The organism is Nonomuraea sp. NPDC050783 (assembly GCF_040802095.1).
GTDB lineage: Bacteria > Actinomycetota > Actinomycetes > Streptosporangiales > Streptosporangiaceae > Nonomuraea.
The window spans coordinates 48,396-66,180 of sequence record NZ_JBFAHK010000014.1; the positions used below are offsets into that span (position 1 = coordinate 48,396).

Below are 17,785 nucleotides of genomic sequence, written 5' to 3' on the forward strand. Positions count from 1 at the left end.
CTTGGTGATCGCAAGGGGCTATAGCGCAGTTGGTAGCGCGCCTCCATGGCATGGAGGAGGTCTGGGGTTCGAATCCCCATAGCTCCACCCTCTCCGCGAGCGGCCACCGGCGTGGCTGCCGCCGTCCCGCCCTTCCTCCGCCTAGCGTGGCGGGCATGCGTGCCGCCATTCGGGCGGGAGCGATGGCCGCTCTCGTGATCGGGCAGGTCACCGTGGCCCTGCCGGCTCGCGGTGACCGCGTCCCCGCTGCCTGGAAGCACCGCACGTCGCTGCGCGTGGTGCCCGACCGGCCCCGGCAGAACGACTTCGTCCGGGTCTTCGTGCACTGCCCGCCGGCGGCGAACCACGCGACCGTCGGCTCCACCGCCTTCACCCTCAAGGGCTCCCGGCGGCTCTACCGGGAGGTCGGGGTGTCGCTCTCGGACCGGGGGCTGGGCCGGGCCGCGGTGTCCATCTCCTCCTACGCGCTGCCCGGCGACCACGAGGCCCTGCTGCGCTGCGTCGAGGTCACGATCGATCCCCGGACGCGGGTCAGGAAGGTGCGGGTGGTCGGCCGGTGCGCCGTGCCGCTGCGGGTGCGCCGGTTCACCGTGGCTCGCTTCTTCGACTGAGCCTCCCGTACGCGCACACGTCGAGCAGCACGCACTCCTCGCAGCGCGGCCGCCGCGCCCGGCAGGTCGTACGGCCGTGCCAGATGAGCCGGACGTGCAGCTCGTGCCGGACCGGCGGCGGCACCAGCGGCGCGAGGAGCCGGTGGGCCCGCTCGGCGGAGGTGCCCGGCGGGACCCAGCCGAGCCGGGTGGTGACGCGGTGCACGTGGGTGTCCACGGGGAAGGCGGCCCGGCCCATCGAGAAGACCAGCACGCAGGCGGCGGTCTTCGGGCCGACGCCGGGCAGCGAGGTCAGGTACGCCTCGGCCGCCTCGTCGTCGAGCCCGTCGAGGCGGCCGAGGTCGATCGCGCCCTCGCGCTCCTCGACGGCGGTCAGGATCTCCTGGATGCGGCGGGCCTTGCGCTGGGCGATGCCGCCGCAGCGGATGGCGTCGGCCACCTCCTCCACAGGCGCGTCCGCCACCTGCTCCCAGACCGGGAACCGCTCCTTGAGCCGGGCGAAGGCGCGGCCCGAGTTGACGTCGGACGTGGCCTGGGACAGGACCGTGGCGACGAGCTGGTCCACGACCGGCAGGGCCGGGCCCGGCACGAACTCCTTCTGCCCGGCCCGCAGCCGCCGCAGCACCTCCAGCACCCGTTCGCGTGACATGACCGGCCCCTTCCCGATTACTCGCCGGCCAGTACCTCCAGGTAGTGCGGGTTGTTCATGACGCCCAGGAGGTTGCCGAACGGGTCCACCACGGACGCGGTGACGAAGCCCTTGCCCTCGCCGCGCTCGGTGATCGGCTCGTGCTCGCGCGCGCCCAGGGCGAGCAGCCGGTCCACCGCGGCGCGCAGGTCGTCCACGTGCCAGTACATGATCGCGCCCCCGGGCCCGCCCGCCGCGCCCCCGGGGGCGTAGCGGGCGTTGATGAGGCCCAGCTCGTGCTGGTAGTCGCCGATCCTGAACTCGGCGTAGGCGCCGGGGACCTCGTAGTACGGCTCGACGCCGAGCAGTTCGGCGTACCAGCGCTTGGCGCCCTCGAAGTCGGCGGCGTAGAAGTTGAGCGTGGCGAATCCGCGCAGCATGTCCCGGTCCCTTCGTCGTCTTCCGGACACCACTGATTCTTCCGGCCAAAGTGCTCACCTCATGAGCACTTTGGAGCGCGGCAGGAAAAGGGGACGGGCCGGAGGCGCGCGCCTCCGGCCCGTCCCTGGCGAATCCGCCTATGGCGAAGCGGTCAGCGACCGCTGAGGGTCTTGCGCCAGTGGAAGCCGCCGGGCAGGTTGACCGACAACGTGCGGCGGCCGTCGGCCGTCCGCGTCACCCGGAACAGCCGATTGCCCCAGCTGTGCCCGACTCCGCCGCGGGACAGGTTCAGCCGTAAGGGGCCCACCTTGATCGACTTACGGTAGCTCCAGCCCATCAGACTCCTCCAATGAGATCGCGAGGAGCATCAACTACCCAGCGGGAGCGACTTTTAGCACGATCAGTAATGCCCGTGGTATCTCCGGCCGCCGAACGTCTTGCCGACGTGGAAGCCGCCGGGCAGGCGCACCGACACGTGCCGGCGGCCGTCGGGGGTCGTGGTGACGTGGAAGCGCCGGTTGCCGAAGCTGTGGCCGACGCCGTGCCGCGAGAGGTTGATCCGGAACGGTCCTACCTTGATCGACTTGCTGTAGTGCCAGCCCATGTCCCTCCTCCGGTGTTCACCCTGGTCAACGACGGGCGGGCCGGCGGAGTTCCCCCGTCCCCCGCTCCTCGGCGTACGGTGAAGTCCTCCGCGGACAGGAAGGACCCCCGGCATGATCGTGATCGCGCACCTGAGTGACGTGCACATCGGAGCCACGCCCGAGAGCGCGGGCCGCACCCGCGCCGTCATGCGTCACCTCGACGCGCTGCCCGCCGACCTCGACGCCGTGCTGGTGACCGGCGACATCGCCGACCACGGCACGCCCGACGAGTACGAGCAGGCCCGCAAACTGCTCACCTCCCGCCACCCCGTGCTGATCGGTCCCGGCAACCACGACGTGCGCGAGGAGTTCCGCCGCGTCCTGCTCGGCGAGCCCGACCCGGGCGCCGGCCCGGTCAACCAGGTCCTGCGCACCCCGTCCGCGATCTACGCGATGTGCGACTCCTCGATCCCGCGCCAGAACCCCGGCCACCTCGACGACGAGACCCTCGACTGGCTGGAGGGCGTGCTGGCGGGCAGCGACCGCCCGGTCTTCGTGGCCTTCCACCATCCGCCGGTCACCCTGCACGCGCCGCTGGTGGACGGCATCCGGCTGCGCGCGAACGAGCGCCTGGAGGAGCTGGCCGGCCATCCGAACGTGGCGGCCGTCCTGGTCGGCCACGCCCACACGGCCGCGGCCACCACGTTCGCCGGCCGCCCGCTCCTGGTGGCGCCCGGCGTGGTCTCCACCATCAGGCTGCCCTGGGAGGGCGGCACCACGTGGGACACCTGCCTCGACTTCGGCCTGCCCCCGTCGCTCGCCTTCCACGTGCTCGACGACGAGGGCCGGCTGACCACCCACTACCGGGTGGTCACCGCTCCGTGAGCTCGATGAACGTCACCGAGTGGGCCGGGAAGTCGTAGCCGAAGGAGGCGGAGAACCCGTCCTGCCGCCACTCCTCGGGTGCGACGCGCTCGGGCTCGGCGAGCGTGTTCACGTCCGAGGGCGAGCCGGTCAGCGAGGTGACCACGGCCGCCGGCCGGAACCGCGCGCCGCCGAGCTCCACGGCGGTGCGCACCGCGGTGTCCTGGGCGTTGACGACCTTGAGCGTCACTCGGTCGCCGTCCCTGGACACCACCTGGTAGAGCGGTTCGACCCGGGCGCTGTCCACGACGTCGTCGATCTTCCTGCCGTCCAGCCAGGTCGTGATCCGCCGCCCGCTCACCTGCACCTTCAGCCGGTAGTCGCGGCCGGTCTCGACGGTCTGCGCGGAGGTGGTGAGCGAGGACTTGCCGCCGTTGACGGCCTTCTCGATCGCCGACTGGGTGTTGTTCCAGCCGCCCACGTTCCACCAGGAGAAGTTCCCGGTGTCGCGCACCCCGAACATCAGCAGGAAGCCCTCGTCGCCGCCGGTCCTGCGGGCGGTGACCTCGATCGTGTAGTTCGACCAGCCGGCCGAGCCGGCCGTGGCGCGGGCGTCCTCGACCAGGGCGGTCTGGGCGTAGGCGCCGTCCTGCGCCACCCAGGTCCCGGCGCCCGGCGTCCACCGGGACGCGCCCGCCGAGAAGTCGTCGGACAGCAGCACGGTCCCGTCGGCGGCGGTCACCTTGACGTCGTCGTAGCGGACCTGGGTGCGCCAGGCGCCGAGGCCGACCGCGCCCGCGATGTCCTCGACCGGCCTGGCCTGCCCGGTGAAGGAGCTGGGCAGGACGCGGTCGCCGGCGTGGGTGGAGAACAACTTCTGCACGTAGTAGCTGGGGGAGCCGTACGCCTGGTCGTTGTCGAACCAGATGAGGTCGGGCGTCCAGTTCACATAGTCCACGTTGGCCAGCAGCGGCGCGTACGAGGCCAGCTCGACCACGTCGGCGTTGCGCTCGATGCCGGTCAGGTACGACGCCTCGGCCAGGGCATTGGAGAAGGCGTTGCCGCGCGAGGCGTACTCGCCCACGAACACCTTCGGCCCGGTGCGGTCGTAGGTGTCGTAGCGGTGGTTGTTGGCCAGGAACCAGTCGGGGTTGTTGTAGTAGTGCTCGTCCACCAGGTCGGCCTTCTGGTCGCGGGCGAACTGCCACATCCGGTCGAACCAGGCGCCCTGCGAGGTCTGCCCCGCGTTACTGATGATCTTGATCTCCGGGTACCTGGCCCGGACGGCGCCGGCGAACTTCGGATAGTTGGTGAAGAACTCGGGATAGATCTCCTCGTTGCCGAGCCCGAGGTACTCCAGTCCGAACGGCCGCGGATGCCCCATCTCGGCGCGCTTCCTCCCCCACGTCGAGGTGGCCGGGCCGTTGGCGAACTCGATGAGGTCCAGCGTGTCCTGTACCCAGCGGGCCAGCTTGGCCTCGTCGGTCAGCGGCCGGTTCTCGCCGCAGCCGTTGACGCCCACCGACAGCACCGGCAGGGCCTCGGCCCCGATGTCCTCGGCGAACTGGAAGTACTCGTAGGAGCCGATGCCGTACGACTGGTTGTAGCCCCAGAAGTTGAAGTTCGTCGGCCGCTCCTCGACCGGGCCGATGGTCTCCTTCCACTGGTAGATGCGCCGCCGGTCCTGGTTGTCGGCGTACGGGTCGTAGGTGCCGACGTTGGTCACGCAGCCGCCGGGGAAGCGCAGGAAGCGCGGCTCCAGCTCGGCGATCATCCTGGCCAGGTCCGCCCGCATGCCGTGGCCCTTGAACGTCTCGCGCGGGAACAGCGAGACCATGTCGAGGTCGGTGCGCCCGGCGGGCGCCTGCACGACCAGGCGGCCGGCGTCGGTGGTGGCCGAGGCGGTGAAGGAGGCCCGGTACTTCGCCCAGCCGCCGGCCCTGACCCGCAGCGTGGCGCGGCCGAGCACCGTGGTCCCGTCCTCGACGGTCACCGTCAGCGGGGCCGCCGACTCCCGCCGCGCCCACAGCGACAGGTCGTAGCGCGCGCCCGCCCTGAGCGGCAGGCCGCGGTTGAAGCCCGCGTTGCGCACCCCGGCCGTGCCGTCGCCGGTGACCTCCAGTCGCAGGTAGTTGCGGTTGTTCGGGTTGAGCGGCCGGTCGCCGGTGACCTCCAGCGCGGCGGTGGCGCCGCGCTCGACCGCGCTCCAGGCGGTCAGCCCGGTGTAGGTCCGCTCGTCGGTGGCGTTGAACTCGAACGAGCGGTTCTGCACCAGCTCGGCGTACAGGCCGCCGTCGGCGGCGTGGTTGATGTCCTCGTAGAAGACGCCGTAGAGGTCGGGAGAGACCTTCGTGCCGGCGGCCGCGGCGTCGGCGGCCAGCCGGCCCGTCGTGTAGCCCTCGACGCGGAACCTGCCGGCCTCGGCGCCCATGACGAGCCGGTCGCCGGACACCGAGGCGTCGCGGCCGCCGGAGGAGAGCGTGACCTTGCCGCCGCCGGCGTCCCTGAGCTGGAAGACCGAGCCGGTGCGGGCCAGCCGCACCCGGTCGTCGGCCCGCAGGTAGCGGCCGGTGGCGACGTCCTTGAGCAGGACGCCGTCACCGCCCGCCACTGCTGTGTCCGACGGGCCGCTCGCCACGGCGGTGACGGCCAGGCCGGTCGCCGGCGGGCGGGCGGTCGCCCTGATCGCGCCGGAGCGGTCCGCCGACAGGTACGGCAGCGCCGCCGCCCGCAGCGTGAACGGCCCCTCCGGCACCACCGCCCCGCCCTCGGCCGCCTTGACCGCGAAGTAGTCGAAGTCGGCCCGCATCGGGGTGCCGTTCTGCGCCGACAGCCCGAACAGGCCGACCTGCCGCACCCGCAGCCCGGCGGTCATCCTGGACGCCTGCACCCAGGCCGAGCCGTCCCAGTAGGAGGAGGTGAACTCGTCCCCGCTGCGCGCCAGCTTCAGCACCTCGCCGGCCGATCCTGGCCGGGCCGCGAAGGCCGAGGTGAAGGCGGCCCCCACCTCGGTCGCGGTCTCGATCACCGGCCCGCCCGCGAACCCGACGTGGGCCAGCCCCGCCCGCACGTAGTTGTCCCAGTCCTGCCAGACCAGCAGGCCGGCGCTCTGGTAGTCGAGCGCGACCGGCGCGCTCAGCCTGGTCACCACCTCGAAGTCGCCGTCGGGGACGTCCACGAGGAAGAGGTTCCTGGCGTTGTTGGTGCCCTGGTGCGTGTCGCCGGCCAGGGTGTCCAGGTGCAGCGCGCCGCCGGAGACCGACCAGCGGGAGTCGTCGGGCGACAGGACCGTCCAGTCCTGGCCGAGCGTCGTGCCGTCGAACTGGTCGACGACCGCGCCCTCGGGGACGGGGCCGGCCAGGGCCGCCGCCGGGCTCGCCGCCACCGGGGCCGGCGCGGCGAGCAGGGCGGCCACGAGCAGGGCCGATGAGGCGATGCGGATCATGAGCGGGGAGCTCCTCATGTTTTGTTAGCGCTAACAAATTTGGTGAGCGCTAACAACTGCGATCTGCGCCACGTTATGGAGCCTTCCGCCGCACGTCAAGAGGTGTCGTGCGTAACCCGACCGTAATCCGGCGACCCCTTGACGAGACCGGTTGTTAACGTTCACAGTCGTCCCCAAGCCAGGGAAGGAGTAGGGCAGTGGGATCCCGCCTGGAGCGACGTCCGCCGGTCATGGCCGATGTGGCCAAGGAAGCCGGCGTGTCGCATCAGACGGTCTCGCGCGTGCTCAACGATCACCCGAACGTGCGCAGCGAGACCCGCGCCCGGGTGCTCCAGGCGATCGACAAGCTCGGCTACCGCCGCAACCTCGTCGCCCGTGCCCTGGTCACCAAGCGGTCGCGCACGCTCGGCGTGGTGAGCTTCGACACCACGCTGTACGGCCCGGCCAGCACGGTGTACGGCATCGAGCAGGCGGCCAGGTCGGCCGGCTACTTCGTCAGCATCGTCAGCCTCAAGTCCATCGATCCCGGCGGCGTCCGCGACGCCCTCGACTACCTGGCCGACCAGGGAGTGGACGGGGTGGTGGTGGTCGCGCCGCAGCGCTCGGCCGCCCGCGCCCTGGCCGACCTCCCGCACGGCATCCCCACCGTCGCCGTGGAGGGCGGCGAGGCGGGGAAGGTGTCGGTGGTCAGCGTGGACCAGGTCGCGGGGGGCAGGCTCGCCACCGAGCACCTGCTCTCCCTGGGCCACGAGACGGTCTGGCACGTCAGCGGCCCCTCCGACTGGCTGGAGGCCGAAGGGCGCGTGGCCGGGTGGCGGGCCGCGCTGGAGCAGGCGGGGCGCCAGGCCCCGCAACCGCTCGCCGGGGACTGGAGCCCGCGCTCGGGATACGAGGCGGGCCGCAGCCTGGCGCGCATGACGGACGTGACCGCGGTCTTCGTCGCCAACGACCAGATGGCGCTCGGAGTGCTGCGGGCGTTCACCGAGCAGGGGGTGAGGGTGCCCGGCCAGGTGAGCGTCGTCGGCTTCGACGACATTCCCGAGTCGGCGTACTTCTCGCCGCCGCTCACGACCATCAGACAGGACTTCGACGCGGTCGGCAGGCACAGCATCGAGGTGCTCGTGAGGCAGCTCGAGAACGGTCCCGAGGATCGGGAGCGGCTCGTGGTGCCGCCGGCGTTCGTGCTGCGGGCCAGCACGGCCCGGCCCCCCGGCGGCCGTTAGCGGCTCGACGGGAAGGCGGTCCCTGGGCTCACCCCGGGGATGTTAGCGTTCACATCAGAAGGGAACCCCCCAAGTGTTCAAGAGGATCTCGGCCTTGGTCCTCGCCGGGCTCACCGCGATGTCGGTGACGGCCTGCGGCGGCAGCGGCGGCACCACCAGCGCCGGCACCGGCGGTGGCGGCGGCGGTGGCGGCGACACGATCACCATGGGCTTCGCCCAGGTCGGCGCGGAGAGCGGCTGGCGTACCGCGAACACCAAGTCCATCCAGGACTCGGCGAAGAGCGCGGGCATCACGCTGAAGTTCTCCGACGCCCAGCAGAAGCAGGAGAACCAGATCAAGGCCATCCGCTCCTACATCCAGCAGAAGGTGGACGTCATCGCCTTCTCGCCGGTGGTGGAGTCCGGCTGGGACCCCGTCCTCAACGAGGCCAAGAACGCCAAGATCCCGGTCATCCTGACCGACCGCGCGGTGGACTCCAAGGACACCTCTCTCTACAAGACCTTCCTCGGCTCCGACTTCGTCGAGGAGGGCAAGAAGGCCGGCCAGTGGCTGGTGGAGCAGTACAAGGACAGCAAGGACACGGTGAACATCGTCGAGCTGCAGGGCACCACCGGCTCGGCCCCGGCCAACGACCGCAAGGCCGGCTTCGCCGAGGTCATCGGCGCGGACCCGAAGTTCAAGGTCATCGCCTCGCAGACCGGTGACTTCACCCGGGCCAAGGGCAAGGAGGTCATGGAGGCCTTCCTGAAGTCCAACCCGGACATCGACGTGCTCTACGCGCACAACGACGACATGGGTCTCGGCGCCATCGAGGCCATCGAGGGCGCGGGCAAGGTGCCCGGCAAGGACATCAAGATCATCACGGTGGACGCGGTCAAGGACGGCATGCAGGCGCTCGCCGACGGGAAGATCAACTACATCGTCGAGTGCTCCCCGCTGCTCGGCCCGCAGCTGATGGACCTGGCCAAGAAGGTCGTCAAGGGTGAGCAGGTGCCCCCGCGCGTGGTCACCGAGGAGACCACGTTCACCCAGGAGCAGGCCAAGCAGGTCCTGTCCTCCCGCCAGTACTGATCTGAAAGGCGCCGGGCCGGCCGCGTGCCGGCCCGGTCTTCCCTTGGAGGCTTCATGACAGCACCCGCGCCGGTCCTGACGATGAGCGGGATCGGCAAAAGGTTCCCCGGGGTGACCGCCCTGGACGGCGTGGACCTGCGGCTGCTCCCCGGCGAGGTGCACGCGCTCATGGGAGAGAACGGCGCGGGCAAGTCCACCCTGATCAAGGTGCTCACCGGCGTGCACCCCGCCGACGCCGGCACCATCGTGCTGGACGGCAGGAACGTCGTGTTCGGCAGCCCGCTGGAGGCGCAGCAGGCCGGCATCAGCACGGTCTACCAGGAGGTCAACCTCTGCGCCAACCTCTCGGTGGCGGAGAACATCCTGCTCGGCCGCGAGCCGCGCCGGCAGGGCCGCATCTCCTGGCGGCGCATGCGGGCCCGGGCGAGCGAGCTGCTGGCCCGGCTCGACATCAAGCTCGACGTGTCGGCGCCGCTGTCGACGTACTCGCTGGCCATCCAGCAGATGGTGGCCATCGCGCGGGCCGTGGACATCGACGCCCGCGTGCTCATCCTCGACGAGCCCACCTCCAGCCTGGACGCCGACGAGGTCGGCCAGCTCTTCCGGGTGATGCGGCGGCTCAAGGAGGAGGGCATCGCCATCCTGTTCGTCTCCCACTTCCTCGACCAGATCTACGAGATCTCCGACCGGATGACGATCCTGCGCAACGGGCGGCTCGTGGGCGAGTACCTGACGAGGGAGCTGCCGCAGGTCGAGCTGGTCGCCAAGATGATCGGCCAGGAGCTGGCCGCGCTGGAGCGCCTGCACGGCGAGCACAAGACCTTCGACCGCCCCCTGGTGGAGGCGCGCGAGCTGAGCCGGGCCGGGGCCATCGAGCCGTTCAACCTGACCATCCACGAGGGCGAGGTCGTGGGCCTGGCCGGGCTGCTCGGCTCGGGCCGCACCGAGATCGCCCGGCTGCTGTTCGGGGCCGACCACCCCGGCGGCGGCGAGCTGGCGGTCGGCGGCACGCCGGTCTCGCTGCGCACCCCGAGGGCCGCGATGGCCCGCAGGATCGCGTTCTGCTCGGAGAACCGCAAGCAGGACGGGCTCATCCCGGACCTCACCGTCCGCGAGAACATCGTCCTGGCCCTGCAGGCCACCCGCGGCTGGACCCGCCCGGTGCCCCGCGAGCAGCAGGACGACCTGGTCGGCCGGTACGTCAAGGCGCTGCGGATCAGCCCGCCCGACCCCGAGATCCCGGTGCGCAACCTCAGCGGCGGCAACCAGCAGAAGGTCCTGCTGGCCCGCTGGCTCATCCTCGAACCCCGGCTGCTCATCCTCGACGAGCCCACCCGCGGCATCGACGTCGGGGCCAAGACCGAGATCCAGCGGCTGGTGGCCGAGCTGTCCGACGGCGGCATGGCGGTGCTGTTCATCTCCGCCGAGCTGGAGGAGGTGCTGCGGCTCAGCCACAAGGTCGAGGTGCTGCGCGACCGCCGCCTGGTGGCCGAGCTGCCCAACGACGAGACCCTGACCACCGACGTGCTGATGGAGACGATCGCCAGCGGAGGGCGAGTGTCATGAGACGCCTGCTGTGGCCGGTGGTGGTCCTCGTGCTGCTACTGGCCCTCAACATCTTCTTCACCCCGAGTTTCTTCTCGATCCAGGTCAGGGACGGCCACCTGTACGGCAGCCTGATCGACATCCTGCGCTTCGGCGCGCCGCTGATCCTGGTCTCGCTCGGCATGACCCTGGTCATCGCCACCGGCGGCATCGACCTGTCGGTCGGCTCGGTGGTGGCCATCTCCGGCGCGCTGGCCTGCCTGCAGATCAGCCAGGACGCCGGGCTGTTCACGGCGGTGGCCACGGCGCTCGGGCTGTGCCTGGTGCTGGGGGCCTGGAACGGGCTCCTGGTGGCCACCGTCGGCATCCAGCCGATCATCGCCACGCTCATCCTCATGGTGGCCGGGCGCGGCCTGGCCCAGCTCATCACCGACGGGCAGATCATCACGGTCAACAACCCGGCGTACAAGGTGATCGGCGGCGGCTACTGGCTGACCGTGCCGTTCGGCATCCTCATCGTGATCGCGGTGCTGGCGATCACCGCGTTCCTGACCCGGCGGCTGGCGCTGGGCATGCTCATCGAGTCGGTGGGCGGCAACGCCGAGGCCAGCCGGCTGGCCGGCATCCGGGCGCGCGGGATCATCATCATGGTCTACGCCTTCGCCGCCCTGTGCGCGGGCGTGGCCGGGCTGATGATCAGCTCGAACGTCTCCAGCGCCGACGGCAACAACGCCGGCCTGTGGATCGAGCTGGACGCGATCCTGGCCGTCGTGATCGGCGGCACCTCGTTGTCGGGCGGCCGGTTCTCGTTGTCGGGCACCGTGCTGGGCGCGCTGATCATCCAGACGCTGACCACGACCATCTACTCGATCGGCGTGCCGCCGGAGACCACGCTGCTGTTCAAGGCGCTGGTCGTGACGGCCGTCTGCCTCATCCAGTCCCCGACCTTCCGCGCCAAGGCGTTCCGCCGCCGCGGCCGGCCGGCATCACAGAGCCCTGCCCCTGAGGAGAAAGTGCGGGTGACAGCTTGACGGCGCTGACCGTCGGCCGGACCACCCTTCCGGCCAAGTACCTGCCGGTCCTGGTGACCGGGTGCCTGTTCGTGGCGATGTTCGTGGCGGGCGGGATCCGCTACGAGGGCTTCGCCAGCGGGCAGGTCATACTCAACGTCTTCATCGACAACGCCTTCCTGCTGGTGGTGGCGGTGGGGATGACGTTCGTGATCCTGACCGGCGGCATCGACCTGTCGGTGGGGTCGGTGGTGGCGCTGTCCACGATGATCGCGGCGAGCCTCATGGAAGGGCCGGGGTGGCCGCCGTACGTGGTGGTGCCGCTGGTGCTGGCCATCGGGTCGGGGCTCGGGCTGGCGATGGGCTGGATCATCCAGGCCTTCGACATCCAGCCGTTCATCGTGACGCTGGCGGGCATGTTCCTGGCACGCGGGCTGTGCTACACGATCGGGACGGACTCCATCCCGATCGACGACCCGACGTTCACGGCGTTCGCGCAGACCAGGATCGACCTGTTCGCGGACCTGTGGATCTCGCCGAGCGTGGTCATCGCGCTGGTGGTCGTGGCGGTGGCGGCGTACGTGCTGCACTACACGCGCTTCGGCCGGTCGGTCTACGCCACCGGCGGCAGCGAGCAGTCGGCGCTGCTGATGGGGCTGCCCGTGGCCCGTACGAAGATCATCGTCTACACCCTCAGCGGGTTCTGCTCGGCGCTCGGCGGGGTGCTGGTGTCGTTCTACATGCTCTCCGGCTACGGCCTGCACGCGGTCGGCATGGAGCTGGACGCGATCGCGGCCGTGGTGATCGGCGGCGCGCTGCTGACCGGTGGCAGCGGCTTCCTGCTCGGCACCGTCCTCGGGGTGCTGGTGCTCGGCCTGATCCAGACGATCCTCACCTTCGAGGGGACGCTCAGCTCCTGGTGGACGAAGATTTTTATCGGACTGTTGCTCTTCGTCTTCATCCTCTTCCAGCGCCTGTTCTCCGCGCGATCAAGGCGGTGAGCTGGGCGGACTCCTGCGTGAAAGTTACCTGAAAGTTTCCGGCAGGTTATCCCCATCCGTTGACATACACTTTGTTAGCGATAACAATCGGCGGGAACGAACGCGAACTTTGTTCTGATTCGTCACGTTCAGTGATCGAATTTGTCGCTACCACCGGCAGCCGCCGCGTCCAGCGCTGCCGTGACCCCCATCGCAAGGAGATGACATGAGGTTGGGACGAATCGGGGGCGTGGTCTCGGCCATCGCGCTCGCCGCGACCATGACGGCCTGCGGTTCCAGCACGAAGACCGTTGACGCCGAGGCCTCCGCGTCGGCCGGCGCGGGCAACGCCGGCGCGCTGATCGGCGTCACCATGCCCACCAAGTCGTCGGAGCGCTGGATCCACGACGGCGACAACGTCAAGTCGGCGCTGGAGAAGCTCGGCTACAAGGTCGACCTCCAGTACGCCGAGAACGACATCCCCACCCAGGCCAACCAGATCGAGAACCAGATCACCAAGGGCGCCAAGCTCCTGATCATCGCCTCGATCGACGGCACCGCGATCACCTCGCAGCTCCAGCAGGCCGCCGACGCCAAGATCCCGGTCATCGCCTACGACCGGCTGATCCGCAACAGCCCGAACGTGGACTACTACGCCACCTTCGACAACTTCAAGGTCGGCGTGCAGCAGGCCACCTCCCTGCTCAAGGGTCTCGGCGTCGAGGACGGCAAGAAGGGCCCGTTCAACGTCGAGCTGTTCGGCGGCTCGCCCGACGACAACAACGCCACGTTCTTCTGGAACGGCGCCATGTCGGTCCTCAAGCCGAAGATCGACGACGGCACGCTGGTGGTCAAGAGCGGCCAGACCGACTTCAAGCAGGCCGCCATCCTGCGCTGGGACCCCGCCACGGCCCAGAAGCGCATGGAGGACATCATCACCAAGACCTACACGGGTAGCACCAAGGTCGACGGCGTGCTGTCCCCGTACGACGGCCTGTCCATCGGCATCCTGTCGGCGCTGAAGAGCTCCGGCTACAGCAAGCCGTACCCGATCGTGACCGGGCAGGACGCCGAGCTCCAGTCGGTCAAGTCGATCATCGCCGACGAGCAGTACTCCACCATCTTCAAGGACACGCGCAAGCTCGCCGAGCAGACCGTGAAGATGGCCGACGCCGTGCTCAAGGGCCAGCAGCCCGAGGTCAACAACACCAAGGACTACGACAACGGCAACAAGGTCGTCCCGTCGTACCTGCTCGACCCGGTGATCGTCGACAAGTCCAACTACAAGGAGATCATCGTCGGCGGCAACTACTACACCGAGGACCAGCTCAAGTAAGGGACCGCCCCGGGGACGCACGCCGCGTCCCCGGGGCTCTCCATGAGCGAGGGGCACATGACCGAGCACATTTTGCGGATGAGCGGGATCACGAAGACGTTCCCGGGCGTCAAGGCGCTGCAGGACGTCAACCTCTCGGTGAAGCGGGGCGAGATCCACGCCATCTGCGGCGAGAACGGCGCCGGCAAGTCGACGCTGATGAAGGTGCTGTCCGGGGTCTACCCGCACGGCGACTACGAGGGCGAGATCTTCTTCGAGGGCAAGCGCTGCGAGTTCGGCGGCATCCGCGACAGCGAGCACGCCGGCATCGTCATCATCCACCAGGAGCTGGCGCTGAGCCCTCAGCTGTCGATCGCGGAGAACATCTTCCTCGGCAACGAGCGCGCCAAGCGCGGTTTCATCGACTGGAACCGCACCAACTACGAGGCCGCCGAGCTGATGAAGCGCGTCGGCCTGCGCGAGAACCCCACGACGACCATCTCCGACATCGGGGTGGGCAAGCAGCAGCTCGTGGAGATCGCCAAGGCCCTGGCCAAGAGGGTGAAGCTGCTCATCCTCGACGAGCCGACCGCGGCGCTCAACGACGACGACTCGGCCCACCTGCTGGACCTGCTGCGTGGGCTGCGTGACGAGGGCATCACCTGCGTGATCATCTCGCACAAGCTCAACGAGGTGACCGCGATCGCCGACTCCGTCACGATCATCCGCGACGGCCGCACGATCGAGACGCTGGACATGGCCACCGACCACGTCACGGAGGACCGCATCATCTCCGGCATGGTCGGCCGCGCCCTCGACAACCGCTACCCGCCGCACGAGCCGAAGATCGGCGAGGAGGCGCTGCGGATCGAGGACTGGACGGTCTACAGCCCCAGCCAGCCGGACCGCAAGGTCGTGGACGGGGCCTCGCTGTCGCTGCGGCGCGGGGAGATCGTCGGCCTGGCGGGCCTGATGGGCGCCGGGCGTACCGAGCTGGCGATGAGCCTGTTCGGGCGCACCTACGGCGTGCACATCTCCGGCAAGGTCTTCAAGGACGGCAAGCCGATCGAGATCCGCAACGTGCAGGACGCGATCAACCACGGCATCGCCTACGCCTCCGAGGACCGCAAGCGGTACGGGCTCAACCTCATCGAGGACATCAAGCGCAACATCAGCGCGGCCGGGCTCAAGAGCCTGGCCAAGCGCGGCTGGGTGAACGAGAACGAGGAGGTCCGGGTCGCCGAGGGCTTCCACAAGAGCATGAACATCAAGGCGCCCAGCGTCAACAGCGTCGTGGGGCAACTGAGCGGCGGTAACCAGCAGAAGGTCGTGCTGTCCAAGTGGATCATGACCGAGCCGGACGTGCTCATCCTCGACGAGCCCACCCGGGGCATCGACGTCGGCGCCAAGTACGAGATCTACACGATCATCAACCGCCTCGCCGACCAGGGCAAGGCCGTGCTGGTGATCTCCAGTGAGTTGCCTGAGCTGCTGGGCCTGTGCGACCGCATCTACACGCTCTCCGAAGGTCGCATCACCGGCGAGGTTCCCCGCCGGGAGGCCACCCAGGAAAGCCTCATGCATCTCATGACCAAGGGACAGGAGTAGCTCTGATGAGCAGCATCACGCCCGCCGACGTGAAGGTCGGCGCCACGGGCGACGGGGGAGCGCCACGGCAGCCGGGCCGGGTGTCGCTCGGTGGAATCTCGCTCAACCTGCGATCCAGCGGCATCTACATCGCCTTCGCGGCGATCATCGTGCTGTTCTCGATCCTGACCGACGGCGCCCTGCTCCAGCCGCAGAACATCTCGAACATCATCGTCCAGAACTCCTACGTCCTGATCCTCGCGATCGGGATGATCCTGATCATCATCGCCGGGCACATCGACCTGTCGGTCGGCTCGGTGGTGGCGGTCACGGGAGCGCTGGCGGCGGTGCTCATGGTGAACATGGGCTGGCCGTGGCCGCTGGCCCTGCTCGTCACGCTGCTCGCCGGCGCGCTGATCGGCGCCTGGCAGGGGTACTGGATCGCCTACTTCGGCATCCCGGCCTTCATCGTGACCCTGGCCGGCATGCTGCTGTTCCGGGCGCTGACCATGACCGTCCTGGGCAACCAGGGCATCGGCCCGTTCCCCGACCAGGTCCGCACGCTGGCCAACGGCTTCACCGACGGCTACCTCGGCAACGTCGGCCTCGGCCCGCTCGGCGGCGCCGACCTGTTCAGCCTGCTGATCGGCATCGTCGCGATCGCCGGCATGTTCACCGCCCAGTGGCGCACCAGGAACGCCCGCAAGGGCTACGGCCAGGCGGTCGAGCCGATGGCGATGTTCGTGCTGAAGCTGGTCGCGGGGGCCGCGATCATCCTGTTCCTGGTCGTGCAGCTCGCCCGGTTCAAGAACCTGCCGTGGGTGCTGGTCCTGCTGGCGATCCTCGTCCTCGGGTACTCGCTGATGGCCAACCGCACGGTCTTCGGCCGGCAGATCTACGCCATCGGCGGCAACCTCCAGGCGGCGGTCATGTCCGGCGTGAAGGTCAAGTCGGTGGTCTTCTGGATCTTCGTGAACATGGGCGTGCTGTCGGCCATCGCCGGCATCATCTTCGCCGGCCGGCTCAACCAGGCCGGCCCGACCGCCGGTAACAGCTTCGAGCTGGACGCCATCGCCGCGGCCTTCATCGGCGGCGCGGCGGTGCAGGGCGGCGTCGGCCGGGTCGTGGGCGCCATCACCGGCGGCCTGATCATGGCCGTGATCAACAACGGCATGTCCCTGATCGGCTCGCCCAGCGAGCGGGTCATGCTGGTCAAGGGCATCGTGCTGCTCGCCGCGGTCGCGTTCGACGTCTGGACGAAGCGCCGGGCGGGCGCGAGCCGCTGACTATGATCATCGAAGTCCCCTGAGCCGCGCCCAGCGAGAGGAGAGGCCGTGACGACCCCGAAGCGCCGGCTGCCGGTCATGGCCGACGTGGCCAAGGAGGCCGGCGTGTCGCACCAGACGGTCTCCCGGGTGCTCAACGACCACCCGAACGTCCGGGCCGACACCCGGGCGCGGGTGGAGGCGGCGATCACCCGGCTGGGCTACCGGCGCAACCTGGTCGCCCGCGCCCTGGTCACCAAGCGGTCGCGCACGCTCGGCGTGGTGAGCTTCGACACCACGCTGTACGGCCCGGCCAGCACGGTGTACGGCATCGAGCAGGCGGCCAGGGACGCGGGCTACTTCGTCAGCATCGTCAGCCTCAAGTCCATCGACGCCGGCAGCGTGCGCGACGCCATCGACTACCTGGCCGAGCAGGGCGTGGACGGGGTCGTGGTGGTCGCGCCGCAGCGCTCGGCCGCCCGCGCCCTGGAGAGCCTGCCCTCGGGCATGCCGGCCGTCGCGGTCGAGGGCACCTACCACCGGGCCGGCGTCTCGGTGGTCTGCATCGACCAGGCCGAGGGCGCCAGGCTCGCCACGCGCCACCTGCTGGAGCTGGGCCACGAGACGGTCTGGCACGTCAGCGGCCCCGTCGACTGGCTGGAGACCGAGGGCCGGCTGGAGGGCTGGCGCGCCGCGCTGGAGGAGGCGGGCCGGCCGGTGCCCGAGCCGCTGGCCGGCGACTGGAGCCCGCGGGCCGGCTACGAGGCGGGCCGCAGCCTGGCCGCGATGGAGGGTGTCACCGCCGTCTTCGCGGCCAACGACCAGATGGCGCTCGGGGTGCTGCGCGCGCTCAGCGAGGCGGGCGTGCGCGTTCCCGAGCAGATCAGCGTGGTGGGCTTCGACGACATCCCGGAGTCGGAGTTCTTCTCGCCGCCGCTCACGACGGTCCGGCAGGACTTCGACGTGGTGGGCCGGCACTGCATCGAGGTGCTGCTGCGCCAGATCGAGCCGGGCGCGGTGCCCGGCCCGAGGCCGGCCGGCACCGGACCGGGCAGCACTGGACCTGGCAGCGCTGGATCGGTCCGGGCCGGGCACGAGCGGCTGATCGTGCCGCCGGGCTTCATGGTGCGGTCCAGCACGGCCCCCTTCCCTGGACGCCACGCCGGTAGATGATGGGCATGCCCCGGAATTTCCCCCTGGAGAGCAATGTGAACG

16 protein-coding genes and 1 tRNA gene are annotated in these 17,785 nt (G+C 69.9%); 12 read left to right on the plus strand and 5 right to left on the minus strand.

Annotated elements, in window-relative coordinates:
- Nucleotides 1-14 precede the first annotated feature (14 nt).
- Both AB0H75_RS31925 and AB0H75_RS31930 read left to right on the plus strand, forming a co-directional pair.
- A tRNA-Ala gene (locus AB0H75_RS31925) sits at nucleotides 15-87 on the plus strand.
- A 68-nt stretch (nucleotides 88-155) separates the two neighbouring features.
- Nucleotides 156-611, plus strand: a complete 456-nt coding sequence (locus AB0H75_RS31930; protein ID WP_367802790.1) for a hypothetical protein — start codon at nucleotides 156-158, stop codon at nucleotides 609-611.
- On the opposite strand, the gene nth is transcribed toward AB0H75_RS31930, so the two are convergent.
- The 4 genes from nth to AB0H75_RS31950 form a co-directional block, all read right to left on the minus strand.
- Nucleotides 586-1,260, minus strand: coding sequence for an endonuclease III (gene nth / locus AB0H75_RS31935; RefSeq protein WP_367802792.1), 675 nt, complete (start codon nucleotides 1,258-1,260; stop codon nucleotides 586-588). The genes AB0H75_RS31930 and nth overlap by 26 nt on opposite strands.
- A 17-nt stretch (nucleotides 1,261-1,277) precedes the next feature.
- A complete protein-coding gene (locus AB0H75_RS31940) occupies nucleotides 1,278-1,679 on the minus strand; it encodes a VOC family protein (RefSeq protein WP_367802794.1) in 402 nt (133 codons plus the stop codon).
- Nucleotides 1,680-1,831: 152 nt separating this feature from the next.
- Complete coding sequence (locus tag AB0H75_RS31945) at nucleotides 1,832-2,017, minus strand: DUF4236 domain-containing protein (RefSeq protein WP_367802796.1); 186 nt, start codon at nucleotides 2,015-2,017, stop codon at nucleotides 1,832-1,834.
- A gap of 63 nt (nucleotides 2,018-2,080) precedes the next feature.
- A complete protein-coding gene (locus AB0H75_RS31950) occupies nucleotides 2,081-2,284 on the minus strand; it encodes a DUF4236 domain-containing protein (protein ID WP_367802798.1) in 204 nt (67 codons plus the stop codon).
- A 112-nt stretch (nucleotides 2,285-2,396) separates the two neighbouring features.
- Between AB0H75_RS31950 and AB0H75_RS31955 the strand changes: the two genes are divergently transcribed.
- A complete protein-coding gene (locus AB0H75_RS31955) occupies nucleotides 2,397-3,149 on the plus strand; it encodes a metallophosphoesterase (RefSeq protein WP_367802800.1) in 753 nt (250 codons plus the stop codon).
- On the opposite strand, the gene AB0H75_RS31960 is transcribed toward AB0H75_RS31955, so the two are convergent.
- Complete coding sequence (locus AB0H75_RS31960) at nucleotides 3,136-6,573, minus strand: alpha-L-arabinofuranosidase C-terminal domain-containing protein (protein WP_367802802.1); 3,438 nt, start codon at nucleotides 6,571-6,573, stop codon at nucleotides 3,136-3,138. The two genes, AB0H75_RS31955 and AB0H75_RS31960, sit on opposite strands and share 14 nt — an antisense overlap.
- A gap of 230 nt (nucleotides 6,574-6,803) precedes the next feature.
- Between AB0H75_RS31960 and AB0H75_RS31965 the strand changes: the two genes are divergently transcribed.
- The 9 genes from AB0H75_RS31965 (at nucleotide 6,804) to AB0H75_RS32005 (ending at nucleotide 17,743) form a co-directional block, all read left to right on the plus strand.
- The gene (locus AB0H75_RS31965; protein ID WP_367803147.1) at nucleotides 6,804-7,796 is read left to right on the plus strand and encodes a LacI family DNA-binding transcriptional regulator; all 993 of its coding nucleotides are present in this window, start codon (nucleotides 6,804-6,806) and stop codon (nucleotides 7,794-7,796) included.
- Between the two features lie 73 nt (nucleotides 7,797-7,869).
- A complete protein-coding gene (locus AB0H75_RS31970; RefSeq protein WP_367802804.1) occupies nucleotides 7,870-8,868 on the plus strand; it encodes an ABC transporter substrate-binding protein in 999 nt (332 codons plus the stop codon).
- 54 nt (nucleotides 8,869-8,922) lie between these two features.
- Nucleotides 8,923-10,434, plus strand: coding sequence for a sugar ABC transporter ATP-binding protein (locus tag AB0H75_RS31975; RefSeq protein WP_367802806.1), 1,512 nt, complete (start codon nucleotides 8,923-8,925; stop codon nucleotides 10,432-10,434).
- Nucleotides 10,431-11,444: an ABC transporter permease gene (locus AB0H75_RS31980; RefSeq protein WP_367802808.1), complete on the plus strand. Its 1,014-nt coding sequence runs from the start codon at nucleotides 10,431-10,433 to the stop codon at nucleotides 11,442-11,444. Before AB0H75_RS31975 ends, AB0H75_RS31980 begins: the two co-directional genes overlap by 4 nt.
- Nucleotides 11,441-12,424 (plus strand): galactofuranose ABC transporter, permease protein YjfF, encoded by a 984-nt coding sequence (gene yjfF, locus AB0H75_RS31985; RefSeq protein ID WP_367802810.1) that lies wholly within the window; start codon nucleotides 11,441-11,443, stop codon nucleotides 12,422-12,424. Before AB0H75_RS31980 ends, yjfF begins: the two co-directional genes overlap by 4 nt.
- Before the next feature lie 205 nt (nucleotides 12,425-12,629).
- Nucleotides 12,630-13,739 carry a multiple monosaccharide ABC transporter substrate-binding protein gene (gene chvE / locus AB0H75_RS31990; protein WP_367802812.1) on the plus strand — a complete coding sequence of 370 codons (1,110 nt, stop codon included), beginning with the start codon at nucleotides 12,630-12,632 and terminating at the stop codon, nucleotides 13,737-13,739.
- Nucleotides 13,740-13,796: 57 nt separating this feature from the next.
- The gene (gene mmsA, locus AB0H75_RS31995) at nucleotides 13,797-15,326 is read left to right on the plus strand and encodes a multiple monosaccharide ABC transporter ATP-binding protein (RefSeq protein WP_367802814.1); all 1,530 of its coding nucleotides are present in this window, start codon (nucleotides 13,797-13,799) and stop codon (nucleotides 15,324-15,326) included.
- Nucleotides 15,327-15,331: 5 nt separating this feature from the next.
- Nucleotides 15,332-16,591: a multiple monosaccharide ABC transporter permease gene (gene mmsB / locus AB0H75_RS32000; RefSeq protein WP_367802816.1), complete on the plus strand. Its 1,260-nt coding sequence runs from the start codon at nucleotides 15,332-15,334 to the stop codon at nucleotides 16,589-16,591.
- A 78-nt stretch (nucleotides 16,592-16,669) separates the two neighbouring features.
- Nucleotides 16,670-17,743 (plus strand): LacI family DNA-binding transcriptional regulator, encoded by a 1,074-nt coding sequence (locus AB0H75_RS32005; RefSeq protein ID WP_367803150.1) that lies wholly within the window; start codon nucleotides 16,670-16,672, stop codon nucleotides 17,741-17,743.
- Nucleotides 17,744-17,785 lie beyond the last annotated feature (42 nt).